Annotated in this window: 9 protein-coding genes; 5 read left to right on the top strand and 4 right to left on the bottom strand. The window is 39.9% G+C overall.

Translation table 11 applies throughout. The features are described from left to right. Positions 1 to 29: 29 nt before the first annotated feature. Complete coding sequence (locus tag IGJ74_RS03745; protein WP_087665140.1) at positions 30 to 1,439, top strand: PTS transporter subunit EIIC; 1,410 nt, start codon at positions 30 to 32, stop codon at positions 1,437 to 1,439. Positions 1,440 to 1,450: 11 nt separating this feature from the next. Next, positions 1,451 to 2,542: a GDSL-type esterase/lipase family protein gene (locus IGJ74_RS03740; RefSeq protein WP_225869260.1), complete on the top strand. Its 1,092-nt coding sequence runs from the start codon at positions 1,451 to 1,453 to the stop codon at positions 2,540 to 2,542. Positions 2,543 to 2,697: 155 nt separating this feature from the next. Here IGJ74_RS03740 and mngB read toward each other — a convergent pair whose 3' ends face one another. From mngB to IGJ74_RS03720, 4 genes are all read right to left on the bottom strand, one after another. Then, entirely contained in the window at positions 2,698 to 5,373 is a 2,676-nt protein-coding gene (mngB, locus tag IGJ74_RS03735) for a mannosylglycerate hydrolase (RefSeq protein ID WP_087665139.1), read from the bottom strand. A gap of 263 nt (positions 5,374 to 5,636) precedes the next feature. Then, positions 5,637 to 6,737 (bottom strand): PTS fructose transporter subunit IIC, encoded by a 1,101-nt coding sequence (locus IGJ74_RS03730; protein WP_008377165.1) that lies wholly within the window; start codon positions 6,735 to 6,737, stop codon positions 5,637 to 5,639. 18 nt (positions 6,738 to 6,755) lie between these two features. Beyond that, positions 6,756 to 7,079, bottom strand: coding sequence for a PTS fructose transporter subunit IIB (locus IGJ74_RS03725; RefSeq protein WP_005237427.1), 324 nt, complete (start codon positions 7,077 to 7,079; stop codon positions 6,756 to 6,758). Beyond that, complete coding sequence (locus IGJ74_RS03720; RefSeq protein ID WP_005237428.1) at positions 7,076 to 7,537, bottom strand: PTS sugar transporter subunit IIA; 462 nt, start codon at positions 7,535 to 7,537, stop codon at positions 7,076 to 7,078. The genes IGJ74_RS03725 and IGJ74_RS03720 overlap by 4 nt, the downstream gene beginning before the upstream one ends. 247 nt (positions 7,538 to 7,784) lie before the next feature. Here IGJ74_RS03720 and IGJ74_RS03715 point away from each other — a divergent pair, with 247 nt between their 5' ends. From IGJ74_RS03715 to IGJ74_RS03705, 3 genes are all read left to right on the top strand, one after another. After that, positions 7,785 to 9,719: a BglG family transcription antiterminator gene (locus IGJ74_RS03715; protein WP_140405537.1), complete on the top strand. Its 1,935-nt coding sequence runs from the start codon at positions 7,785 to 7,787 to the stop codon at positions 9,717 to 9,719. Between the two features lie 249 nt (positions 9,720 to 9,968). Then, the gene (locus tag IGJ74_RS03710) at positions 9,969 to 10,289 is read left to right on the top strand and encodes a DMT family transporter (protein WP_005237430.1); all 321 of its coding nucleotides are present in this window, start codon (positions 9,969 to 9,971) and stop codon (positions 10,287 to 10,289) included. Positions 10,290 to 10,513: 224 nt separating this feature from the next. Further along, entirely contained in the window at positions 10,514 to 13,135 is a 2,622-nt protein-coding gene (locus IGJ74_RS03705) for an HAD-IC family P-type ATPase (protein WP_087665137.1), read from the top strand. Positions 13,136 to 13,153 lie beyond the last annotated feature (18 nt).

Below are 13,153 nucleotides of genomic sequence, written 5' to 3'. Positions count from 1 at the left end.
CCGGTTAAAAGAAATGAGGAGGTTTTATTATGAGTGACAAACAGTTAGCGGAGTACATGATTGAGTACGTTGGTGGAAAAAATAATATCAAAAATGTGATCCACTGCATTACACGTGTTCGTTTCTATCTAGTGGACAAAGAGAAAGCCGATACAACTAAGATAAAAGAGTTGGATGATGTAATGGGCGTAGTAGAAGCTCAAGGACAATATCAGGTGGTTGTTGGAAACAAAGTAAATGCTATTTACGAGGAAGTAATGCGCCAGTTAAACAATGATCAAGTCTTTGATTCTACAGAGGGAGTGGTGGAAAATGATTCCAATAGTGATTTTCTTCAGCTATTTCGAAATGGCTTCAATCAGTTTATTGGCATAATTACAGGTTCAATGATGCCCGTCATCGGTCTTCTTGCAGGAGCTGGAATAATCAAAGGATTACAAGCTTCGTTGGTGACGTTTGGTTTATTACAAGATAGTTCGCAATCTTATCTATTGATTAGCACGATTGCAGATGGCATTTTTTATTTTTTACCTGTCATCTTAGGTTTTACTGCAGCTCAAAAATTAAAGGTGAATCCTATTGTTCTGGCAGTCGTGGGTGCGATACTCATTCATCCAAATATAGTCACTATTGCTTCAAGTACAGCTGCGAAGGTCGCTATTTTTGGCATAGAATTCCCCATTATGAATTATACAGCTTCGGTTTTCCCTATTCTGGTCGCTGCTTGGTTAGCAACGTATGTTGAAAAGTTTTTAAAGAAAATTGTTCCTCTCGTGATTTCTTCCATTGTGTCACCAATCGTTGAAGTTCTGGTACTAAGCTTAGCCGTTCTTCTTATCATCGGACCAATCATAACGATTATTAGTGATGGGCTAGCATTCGGAATTAGTACCATTTTTGACTTTAACACGATTATTGGCGGAGCAGTCTATTGCGCACTTTTTCCAGTCTTAGTGGTCTTCGGCATGCATTGGCCATTGATTCCGATCATCGTCAACGATTTAACTGTTAACGGATTTAGTATGATGAATGCCTTCTCGTCTGTATTGATGATGGGTATCGCGGGTGCAACGTGCTCAATCGCATTGAAAACAAAAAAAGCTCAACTAAAACAAGTTGCCTTTGCTGCCACTCTTTCACAAATATGCGGTGTTGGCGAACCTGCAATCTATGGTATTCTACTAAAATACAAAAAAGTCTTCTATCTCGTGACCCTTTCAAATATTTTTGGTGGTTCTCTAGCAGGTTTCCTTCACTTGGTCAACTATGGATTCGCAGGTGGTGTTATAGGATTTGCCTCTTTTATCAACCCGGTTGCAGGGATCGATAAAAACTTCTATGCTTATCTACTCTCTCATATAGGAACATTTTTGCTATCCTTTCTTTTGACTTGGCTTTTTGGTTTCAATGATAAAATGAAAGCTGCAGATGAACTGTAAGGTGATATATGATGAAAAAAATAATTTGGCATCAAGTATTTTCTAATTACCAAGTACTAAACTTTTCTCCTAATGGACGTAAATTACGTTTAAGAATCAAGCAGCCGCTTTCTGGACAACGATTAGCACTCGAACTTTGTAACCGCTATGATTCTTTTGATTTAAACGTAGAGTCGATAAAAATCAGTAGTAATCCGGGAAACCAACAATCCAATGTTATTACCTTAGATAATCGACCACAATTCATTGTCCCAGCTGGATCCACTTTATGGACAGATGACATTGATTTTTCAGTAACCAAAGGAGCCGATATTCTGATAGAGGCATTATTCTCCAACGAGATCAATCGAGTATCTTCCTCGGCAAACTTACTATCTGATCAAGTAGTCCATTCGAATATAAGAGAAACCAATAACTTTATTTTTGGGATTACTTCAGTTGCTCTAGAAACGAAAGTTGATGCAAAAGTCATTGCTTTTTTTGGCGACTCTTTGACGAATCAAGGATATTTTAGTGATAGTGTCATCGACAATCTAAACAAACGTGGTCTGATTGCAACAAGCTTTAATGCTGGCATATCAGGCAATCGTCTGACACATGCTGGTTCAGGGATTTCTCGTTGGAAAGACAGCTTTGGTGTTGCAGGAATCGACAGGTTCCAAGCAGATGTCGTGGATCAAAAGCCAGATTTGATCGTTTCATTGATTGGGTTAAATGACTTATTTCATCCAGGAACGGGCTCTCCACTTTCAGAATTACCTACCAAAGATGAGTTGATCAAACACTACAAAGTTCTAATAAATCTGGCAAAAAAAGCAGACATTCCGTTTGTTCCCCTCACGCTTCCCCCTTTTAACTATTCTTACAACCAAGGAAAGCCGAGTTGGACCGAGGAAAAAGAAGCTATCCGAACTGCGTTTAATCAATGGATAATGACTCAAGCAAATACGATCGATATCAATGATATGGTAAGAGATCCTTCTGATAAAACGAGATTAGCTTCTGCATTTGATTCGGGGGATCATCTGCATTTTTCTCAAACTGGAGGGGAAATTTTAGGAAAAGCTGTGGCTGAGAAAATTCTTTGCCTTTCATTGCTGTGAATTGATAGACTCTCAACAAAAACTGTTAAAAATAGTCAAAAATAAAACCTACCTCCCATACACATCTGGTTAAAATGTATACGGGAGGTTGACCTTTTCACTATGAATTTTCTTCAACTCTGCACTTGAATATCCTTACTCTCGATCACTAGCAATTATTCTACATACAATGTCACAAATTTTGCATGGCCTATCTTTTCAAGAGTGACTACATTCTTTTCCACAAGAAGTGCTTCTTTTGTAGCTTCTTTTAAATCGACTGTTTCTACTACGTTCACTGGATGGTTAAATGTGATCGTCGCGTGTCCAACTTCATCTAAAAGCCCATTGTATAGACGCAAAATATAACCTGGACGAGCTTCGGCTTTTTTCAATACACTTAGGGTCAAATTGCCATTGATCTCAAAAAGACTATAGTTTGCCGGTAAGGTTGGTTCAACCGGCCCTAAAGTAAAAATCAATCGGGAATTCAGGAATTCTGCGGATTGATAAAGCGTGATCGGTGTTACTGCTTGTTTGGCACGTTGCGCAACATTTGCTTGATCAAATCCTTGCGCAAAGTAAGCAACAGAAAAATCAAAATGCATCGTTTTGTGACACTGCGCAGCTGGTGTCGCAATCACTGATTCTCCTGAAGCACGCCCTGGACGATACAGTAGATTCTCTTTCCCCATGAAGCCATAGGTTCGGAAAATCGTTAAGCGAATCGTATCAAACGCTTCCCCCACGATCTCATATTCACGTACACCCTGAGGCATTACTGCTACGCCATGGGATGCATCGAATAAACTGACAAACGATTGACACGTTTCTATGGCGATCGGTTGCTCATTCCATTGCTCTTTATTGGCTTCCCAAAGGGCCATTTCTTTTTCAAACATAACCGGACGCTGCAATGTACCAAACTGTTGGTCAGCCAGCGAAAATTTCGAGGCAATTCCGGTATCAAATAGCACACATACCCGATGGCTATCCACTTGTTGATTTTCAACCGTTAATTTGAAATCAATTTGTTGCGATTGTTTTTTTAACACGATCGTCAATTGGATCGGCAGTGAAGCCGAGATCTTCTTTTCTGCACGTTCAGCTAAATCCTTCGGAACCCTCAGGGTGAATGCCACATCAATCTTTTGGTAGATCGCTGATTGCAGAATCGAGATCGTTGGTTGCGCATCAATTGATGAAATCACAAAATCTTTCACAGGTGGTGAATAATTGAATGAATCACCATCGTCGCCATTTTCTTCAATAATCCCTTGATTTTGATAAAGCACTTGATTGGTTTTATCTAGAATATCCAACGAACCATTGCTATTGACAGTGATCTGATAGTACTCATTTTCGATCGTATTGGTTGTAATCTCCTGCAATGGTGCGCTTGTATCACCTTTTAAATCAATCGTCAGCTGGGTATACCCCATACTCGGCACGTCAGTCGTTTCTATGGCAATTTTTGCTTTATAGACTTTCTCCGGCAAATAGATCTCCTTGACTGGATCTAATATGTTCCCCTGATTCAACACATACTCCGTTTGGTCGGTAAGCTCTAAAATCGTATAAGGTAACGCCTGACCTGACTGGTCAAGGATCGCAAACTCTTTTTGCGGCAAATAAACCTCTGCTTCGATCACCCCATTACGTTTTGTGTCATAGGTATTGAAAAGCGTAAAAGTAATTTCTTTTGCTTGTGGGTTGTTGATTGCAATAGAAATCTGTCGTAACATCAATTCGACAAGATTCATAGAAATATCTCGCGCTTGCTTGTAGCGCATATAGATATCTTCGTTTGTCGTATCAGAAACACAAGAACCAATCGAATCATGCGCCGCATTTTCAAACATTAACTTCCAAATCTCTATGACTGTTTCTACGGGGTACTCAAATCCTAATTGCATAGCCATAGTTAAGATAGGCTCCATGACATTGACTAAGTAATGTTGGATCTGAGTGTTCATCGCCTTCAAATCAGGACGTGAAGAAAAAATCGTTTTGTGAATTCGCATCAATTTTCCGTTGATCAGTTCACCAGCGATTTCTTCCAACTCAGGATGGCGTGCTTTGACCGCAGCAATGTATTTTTCGATCGTTGAAAATTGTAACTCATACTCATCCTGATACAGTTGATTCATTCGATCAACCAATTCTGGAAGATTTTCTCTAACTGGTGCTTGGTCGAAACCATTTGGAAAATACACTTGATCCGTTGCACTGCGTCCCCAAGTCGTTTTAAACGGTTCTTGATGTAAGAACTCTGCTAATTCTGCTTCTCGTTCAGGAATGGCACCGCCAATGTAGTACCCACTTGGGATCTGGTAAACATTGACCACAGAACCATCTTCTCCACGCCATTTGTACTCTGTGTGTTTAACATCGTCATCACTGACACCGCGCCAAAACATCGTGTCAGTGATACCAAACTCACGATAGATTTGTGGCATACTAGCTGCTTGTCCGAAAGAATCTGGCACATAGCCGACATTCATGTAGGTTCCGAATGCTTCACAAATTTTCATGCCATATAACATATTTCGAACAATGCTTTCTCCCGAGATCACTAATTGATCGGTTTGTGTGTACCATGGGCCAATGATCAATTTTCCTTGTTGGACAAGTTGTTGAATCCTTTCTTTGTCCTGTGGGCGCCATTTCAAGTAATCATCTAACAGAGAAGCCTGTCCATCTAAAATGAAACTTTCATAAGGATCATCCTTTTCTAGTTGTTCAATGACGTTTTTTAGATCGTGCATCAAATAGATTTTCGAGCGACTCGTCGTAAAATACCATTCGCGATCCCAATGACTGTGGGGTACGACATGTACTGTTTTTTTCATTCAATCATTCCTCTCCCGTGATTAAAAAAGGCACGTAACGATGGGTGTCGTTCGTGCCTATTAATTTTTCTCAATTTTTTTACCATCTGGTACGCATAATTTGATCCTTACATAAATGCTTCGAATTTTGAAAATCGTTTCTCTTCAAATACTCTTGTTTTCTTCCCCAAGTCTTGTCCTTGTCAGATACCTTAAACCGTTCTTGAAAAATCACCTGATCGTGCCTTTTCTTTTGCTACTATTTAGCTAATCAGCCTTGTTTCTTAGTTTTCAAAGCTCACTTCAATATCATCGAGGGCAATATCTTCTGTTTGTTCTTCTTGCTTATTGAAATTCACGAATAAAGGCGCGACAAAACCGATGAAGGCTGCTCCTGCAAATAGTCCAATCAAATACGCCCAACCGTTTCCAACAGTGAAGAAGCCGTAGATTCCCCCAACTGGTGGCATTTTGTCATACATTCCTAATGCGATCCCCAAACCAGAAGCAATTGCACCTCCCAACATGTTGATCGGCACAAGCCGTAATGGATTGACTAATGTAAAAGGAATTGCTCCTTCTGTGATTCCGATGAACCCCATGATAAAGTTATTACGCCCAGCATCCAGTAGCTCTTTGTTGAATCGATTTTTGTGGAACAAAGTTGCTAAGGCATATCCAAATGGTACCGCACAAATCGCAACATTCACGATGATAGCTGGCAAAAAGACCCCTTCCGCTAGTAACACATTTCCTGCCATCCAAGCAGCTTTGTTTACAGGTCCCCCTAAGTCAGAGCCAATCATTGCCCCCATGATGACTGCCAGTAAAATTTTGTTAACGTCATTTTCAATCATGGTTCGGATCCATTCAACCAAACTAGTATTGATCCACGCCAATGGCTCAGAGAGTAAGGCGCCCATGACGATTGCTACAGACAATGTAGCAATCAAGGGTAAAATTACCAGCGGCATCACCCCAGCAAACGACTCCGGTAATTTGATATGTTCTTTCGCCCACTTCACTAAGTATCCTGCTAAGAACCCAGCAATAACTGCCCCTAAAAACCCAGCATTGGTGCTAGAAGCGACTGCACCACCGATAAAGCCGGCACCTAGCGCAGCCTTATCTCCAACAGAATACGCGATAAAACCAGCCAAGACAGTATTGATCAAGCCGATTCCTGTCCACCCTACTTGTTCAATCAAATAAAGCGCATGTTTAAAGCCTTCCGTGTCAGCATAAGGATCTAAGCTTGTGATCCCCATACCAAGAGCAATCATTTTCGGAATGGCAACAACCAGTGAAGCACCAATAATCAATGGCAGTACAAAACTAATTCCACTCATCAAGTGGCCTTTTAAATCTGCTAGAACTCTTTTCATCATCCTTGCCTCTTTCCTTTAGTTTGCGTTTCTTTGTTCAACAGCAGCGACACATTTCTTCAGCACCGCTTCCGGTGCTTTGATACACGTATTGATATTTACTCGAATTTGCGGTTTTCCTTCAAACCGTTCCATCCCAACAACTTTTTGGTCAGTCGCTAAAAGCAAGAAATCTGCTTCTTTTGCTTCTGCTGCAGTGATCTCATTGACTTGCCCTAACGAGCCTTGCTGTTCGATCTTGACCTCATAGCCAAGTTTCGCACCAGCTTTTTCTAAAGCTTTTGCCGCCATCGGTGTATGTGCCAATCCTGCTGGACAGGCGGAAATCCCTACTATTTTCATATAATTTTCTCTCCCATCATTTCCTTTTTGATCAATTCTGCTAAATAAGCTTTGTCTTCTGATTGTTGAATCTGCTGGATGAATGTCTCTTCAAGCAATGCGGTTGCTAGACGACTCAGCATTTGCAGATGCACCGTTCCTTCATCTTTTTTAGGGACCATCAAAGCAAACACATTTTTGACTGCCGAATCATCGAAAGTTTCCCATTCGATGGCTTGCTCTAAACGAATAAACAAAACGGTCGGTTCCAAAACCGGTTCAGCTTTTGCATGTGGAATAGCAAAGCCTTCTTGTAAGCCGGTTGAATATTGTGCTTCCCGTTCAATGAATGCCTCACATGTATCTGCTGCATTGGTAACGATCCCTGATTCATAGGCATGATGCGCAATTACGTGAAACAGTTCTTCTTTTGATGTAACAGCCACATTCAAGAGAATATTTTTTTCCTGAAAATCCATCTCATCTGCTCCTTTCCTTTATTATGAAACCATTAGCGTAATTCGTGTGGTTTATTTTCTGTACACGTTTAATTTACGGTTTCTGATTCACCATGTAAACACAACAAATTTCCAATTCAAGCGGCAATCATTAGTAAAGCGTTTTCCAAAATGATTGCCAACTCTTCTGGAAACTTTCGGTACTGGTGAAGCATTTCATTCTTATTCTTTCTATTGTATGATGAGAAAGAGCACGGAGGTGAAACAAGTGTCAAAACTTGCTTATCAACGATTAGATGATCTAATGGAAGTATTAACTAGACAAACGGCGCCGCTACCAATGAAGGAGTTAACAAAAAGCTTCTCGATTTCTGAGCGAACGGTTCGGACCGACATTGCAAATTTGAATGATTTGTTAACAAATGTAGGAGCCTCCATCAAGTTGATTCGAGGACAAGGCTATTTGTTGTCTATTGGTTCAAAAGAACGATTTCATGACTGGTGGACTGAAAGTATGTCGACTACCGAGTCCTTTCTAACTACGAGTGAAGAACGACAAGCTTATCTACTTTTCCTTTTATTTAAGAATGAAACCCCTTTATCCTTGGATGATTTTCTTGATCGATTATTTATTAGTAAAAACACTTTTTACTCATACTTAAAAACGGCTCGAGACAATTTAGCGACCTATCAATTAAAAATAGTAAATCGTCCAAATATTGGCTTTGAAGTCTTGGGTAACGAATTCGCCAAACGCCAAGCAATCAGTGATCTGTTGATTGAAAAAGATCTCCAAGAGTATTTGGTCGGCTTCACGGAAATGGAACTTGAGTTGTTTGATACGATTGATCTAACCCGCTTGCAAGAATTGTCATTAAATCATCTGGCACCCTTAGACTTATTAGACTCTGATTACTATCATAAAAACATTCTTTCTCATTTTGCTTTAGCAATCAGTCGCTTTATAGCCGGTCATCAGATCAACGAATTTCCCTTGCATGTGCCCGCGCTCAAAAAAGACGCCCAGAAAGTTGTAGGTCACTTCTTAGAAGAAATCGATCATGCATTTGATATACAATTGACTGCTGGAGAAAAACAATACTTCATTTACTATCTCGCGATGAACGCACCACGTTTAGTTGAAACAGGCGATGCAAGCGATTCTTCCACGAAAACTGCGAAAGCCATTGTGGAAGAATTATTAGCTGCGATCAAACAGACGTCAAACTATGCATTAGAGACAGACAAGATGCTAATAGAAGATCTGACATCTCATATTGAGGGCTTTATCAATATGAATCTAATGGATGCACGCCGTAGCAATCCATTGCTGACAACGATCAAAAAATCTTTTCCACAGGCTTATGATTTATGTTTGACTCATTTAGAAACGGTAAGCCTGAAACACGGTTTTTATTTTTCTCCTGATGAGATCGGCTATATCGCTTTGCACATCGCAGGTGCTATGGAAAGGAATTCCATCAGAAATCATCATAAACATCGCGTCATCCTTGTTTGTGGAACTGGTCGAGCCATGAGTCGTATTATTGAAGCAAAAATTATCAAGCACTATCAAGAAACGATCGAAGTCGTTGATCGCTTTTCTTACGTCGAGCTACAACAATGTGATCTTTCTGCGATTGATTTTGTGATCACAACCGTTCCATTAGAACAGTTTTCGGTTCCCTCTATTTACATCAACATGGCCAAGCTAGATAAAGAAATTGGCAAAATCGAACCGTTCATTGAAACGCTCAGTGAAACAAAAGACGGCATCTATTCATTGTTTCAAAAAGCATTTTTTCTTCATGAAAATCATGCAGATAAAGAAACCTTACTAAAGGAAATGGCGCAGCAATTGTACCAAAAAGATTTTGTGCCCCAAGATTTTTATGACAGTGTGAAAAAACGAGAAGCAATCAATCAGACCAATATTAACGAGTGGCTTGCTATCCCCCACCCCATGACATTGCTGGCAAAACGCTCAGCCGTTTCAGTGGCGATCATTCCTGATGGTGTTGATTGGGGAAATGGTGATTTGGTTAAATTTGTCTTTCTCTTTGCGATTCAAAAAGACGAATATGAAGATACCGAAGAAATCTATAGTCTTTTATTAGAATTGATGGATCGTGAAGATATTCAACAAGCAATCTTACAAAAAAGTGACTATCACCACTTTTTGAGCTGTATAAAGCAATTATAAAAGGAGCTGGGGAATCCAGCTCCTTTTGTTGATTCTAACTTTTGTGAAATGCATGCAAACTATGGTTAGTAAATGAAAAGATTCTGAATTCAGAGAGTTTGACAATCTCTCCCTTTTCAGCTAAGATTTTATTATTGTTACATTAATTGAATATCCAAAACACCACCGGGTGATAGAAGTGTTTGGTAAACTCATTAGGTCCTTGAAGAGTTTACTGAATGCTTATTTTTTTGAGGAGGAGAATAAATTATGACATGGATTTATTTACTTTTAGGAGGATTTTTTGAGGTCGTATGGGCATCTACCATGAAACTGAGCAACGGGTTTAGCCACTTTTGGTATAGTATTTCAACAGTCATCGGAATGCTTTTCAGTTTTGGCTTCTTGGCTTTAGCGGTCAAAAACCTACCATTAAGTATCGCTTATCCTGTTTGGACAGGGATAGGTGCGGTGGGATCGATTATTGTGGGGGTCGTGTTCTTTAAAGACCAGCTATCCCTTCTGACTTGGGTTTTCGTCGTCTTATTAATAGTTGGTATTTTGGGCATCAAGTTTACCAGCGGACATTGATTTAGCCATTTGATAATAGTTTTGCTAGCCTTTTTGTAGGTACCTTCATTAATCAAGCGCCTTGACTCCTATAACGAAACACGGATCCAAATCGCCATTTTCAGCCCATCTAAAGAATTTTTTTTGCAATTAGCCTATAGGTAAAAAATATTTTCAAAAAACGTTTGACCTTATAGTCACTCTAACCTTTATGCTATTCATGTAAAGAAAACGGAGGGAAAATAATGAAACAATGGCATAATTTGGATATTGAAAAGGTGCAGTCAGCGACAAGTAAGACGCTTATCACAAATGAGGTACGTAAAGCGTATCAAGAAAAACACGGGAAAAATAAATTACAAGCATCAGAAAAGACACCCGAATGGAAGAAGTTTTTATCTTACTTCCACGATGCGTTAATGTATGTCTTGATCGGTGCAGCTGTTTTAAAATTTATTACGGGAAGTTTAGTTGAAGGAGCGATCGTTTTACTCGTTGTCGTTTTAAACGCAATGATTGGTTACTACCAAGAGAGAAAAGCAGATGATTCACTATCTAGCATTTCAAAATTACTTAGTTCAAAGGCGACAGTCGAATCTGAAAACGGACGTCTTTCAATCGATGCAGAAGATTTGATTCCAGGGGACCGTGTTTATTTAGCACCTGGTGATGTTATTCCTGCTGATTTGCGTATGGAAACCGTGAATGAACTAAAAATCGATGAATCGATTCTGACTGGAGAGCCTGATGCAGTCGTAAAAACAAGTGCTCGTTTAGAGGGGCAAATAGCACTTGCTGAACGAACCAATATGGCGTATTCAGGTACGCAAGTACAGTCAGGAACTGGAAAAGGGCTCGTTGTTGAAATTGGCTCGGACACTGAGATTGGTAAAATCAATGCTTCTTTAGCAACCATTGAAGTGAAAGAAACCCCTTTATTGAAAAAAGTGAACGAAATGAATCATGCTATTTTTAAAGGGATCGGCGTCTTTATCTTCTTATTAGGATTGATCAGCTACTTCATTTATGGCATGAGTCCGATGTATATCGTGTCAGCAATCATTGCTTTGATCGTTTCTTCTATTCCTGAGGGATTGCCTTCTATTTTGACGATTATTTTGTCTTCCGGCGTGAAAAATATGTCGGATCAAAATGCGATCGTAAAGGGACTGCCTACTGTCGAAACACTTGGCTCAATGACAGTCATCTGTTCTGATAAAACAGGTACTTTGACCAAAAACGATATGACCCTTACCAATGTGTTTTCTAATAAACAGGTAACTGTGATTGGCCATGAAGACCAAGCAGATTCCTCGAACAATGAACTGCTAGCAAAAATCATGCAAAACTGTCAAGAAACACAGAGTTTCGATGATCGCCACTGTCCAGTGACCGGAAATGCAACAGAATTAGCTTTATTACGTTGGACCAATCGTATTGGCACACCGCGGATCAAGAGTCTAGAAACATTACCTTTTGACTCAAAATATAAGTATATGGCAACAAGCCATTTGATCAATGGGAAAAAGCGGATTTTTGTAAAGGGTGCTCCAGATATCGTTTTAAATAAAGCGACTGCTGCACATATTGATGGGCAGATAGCGGAGTTTGATCATGCACAGTGGGAAAAGATCAATTTGGCTTTTGCTTCAGAGGGACAACGAGTGATCGCGTTTGCTTATAAAGATGTAGATACAACGACAGAATTGACTCATGAAGAGATGGACGAGCTCGTAATCATCGGATTAGCTGGCATTATCGATCCAGCAAAAGAATCAGCGATCGAAGCGGTAGCAGATTGTAAAAAAGCCGGGGTCAGAGTCGTAATGATCACCGGGGATCACCCAACGACCGCAAAAGCGATTGCCAAAAAATTAGGAATCGACCATTCTGAACGGGCAATCACTGGAACTGAACTGGATCGTTTATCCACAGATGAGTGGCAAAGAGTGGTAAAAAATACTAATATTTTTGCCCGAACGACACCTGAGCATAAACTGATGATTGTTACTTATTTACAAGAACAAGGCGAAATCGTTGGAATGACTGGTGATGGGGTCAATGACGCACCCGCACTTAGAAAAGCAGATGTAGGGATCGCCATGGGAATTAAAGGAAGCGATGTTAGTAAACAAGCTGCCGACATGATCCTCATTGACGATAATTTTGAAACGATTGCAAAAGCAATCAAAGAAGGCCGTCGAATTTTTGATAATTTAAAAAAGACGATCCTCTTCTACTTGCCAACCTGTCTGGCCCAGGGGCTTTTGCTGATCGTTTCTATGTTGGGAAATCTTCCTTTACCACTAAGCACAGTGCAGATTCTTTGGTTAAATCTAGTTGCGTCAATTACACTCTCCTATGCGTTAGGTTTTGAACCAGCTCACAAAATGATCATGAATCGAGCACCTCGTGATATGAAAGAAAAAATCATTTCCAAATATACACTCTTTCGAATCGTTTATGTCGGCCTACTCTTGACCTTCTTCGGCTTTCTAACGATGAATGCATTCGGCGACGAAGCTGTCAGACAAACCGTTTTGATCAATGCGATCGTTTTCGGTCAAGCTTTTTACATGATCAACTGTCGTGAGATCACGGATTCAGCCTTCAGTAACAAAATCAAGCAGAATAAAGCCTTGATTTACTCATTACTTGTTATGGCGATTCTCCAATTAGGAATGGTCTATTTTTCACCATTGCAAAGTATCTTACAGACCACCTCTTTAACTTTATCCGAACTGCTTATCAGTGTTATCCCAGCAACTCTACTTTTCTTATTAGTAGAATCTGAAAAGCACGTAACACGAGTCATTCTAAAGGAAACTACTCCCACCTACTCAATGGATACCAAAGTAGAGAAATAAGAACAGTTCTATTTCATA

The sequence above is a fragment of the Enterococcus sp. AZ009 genome (assembly GCF_050548785.1).
Lineage (GTDB): Bacteria > Bacillota > Bacilli > Lactobacillales > Enterococcaceae > Enterococcus_D > Enterococcus_D entomosocium.
This window is presented reverse-complemented; position numbering and strand designations above follow the sequence as displayed.

Excerpts from the sequence above, each read along its gene's own strand:
- IGJ74_RS03745 (WP_087665140.1), top strand. The coding sequence starts at position 30 with ATGAGTGACAAACAGTTAGCGGAGTACATGATTGAGTACGTTGGTGGA.
- IGJ74_RS03740 (WP_225869260.1), top strand. The coding sequence starts at position 1,451 with ATGAAAAAAATAATTTGGCATCAAGTATTTTCTAATTACCAAGTACTA.
- mngB (WP_087665139.1), bottom strand. The coding sequence starts at position 5,373 with ATGAAAAAAACAGTACATGTCGTACCCCACAGTCATTGGGATCGCGAA.
- IGJ74_RS03730 (WP_008377165.1), bottom strand. The coding sequence starts at position 6,737 with ATGAAAAGAGTTCTAGCAGATTTAAAAGGCCACTTGATGAGTGGAATT.
- IGJ74_RS03725 (WP_005237427.1), bottom strand. The coding sequence starts at position 7,079 with ATGAAAATAGTAGGGATTTCCGCCTGTCCAGCAGGATTGGCACATACA.
- IGJ74_RS03720 (WP_005237428.1), bottom strand. The coding sequence starts at position 7,537 with ATGGATTTTCAGGAAAAAAATATTCTCTTGAATGTGGCTGTTACATCA.
- IGJ74_RS03710 (WP_005237430.1), top strand. The coding sequence starts at position 9,969 with ATGACATGGATTTATTTACTTTTAGGAGGATTTTTTGAGGTCGTATGG.
- IGJ74_RS03705 (WP_087665137.1), top strand. The coding sequence starts at position 10,514 with ATGAAACAATGGCATAATTTGGATATTGAAAAGGTGCAGTCAGCGACA.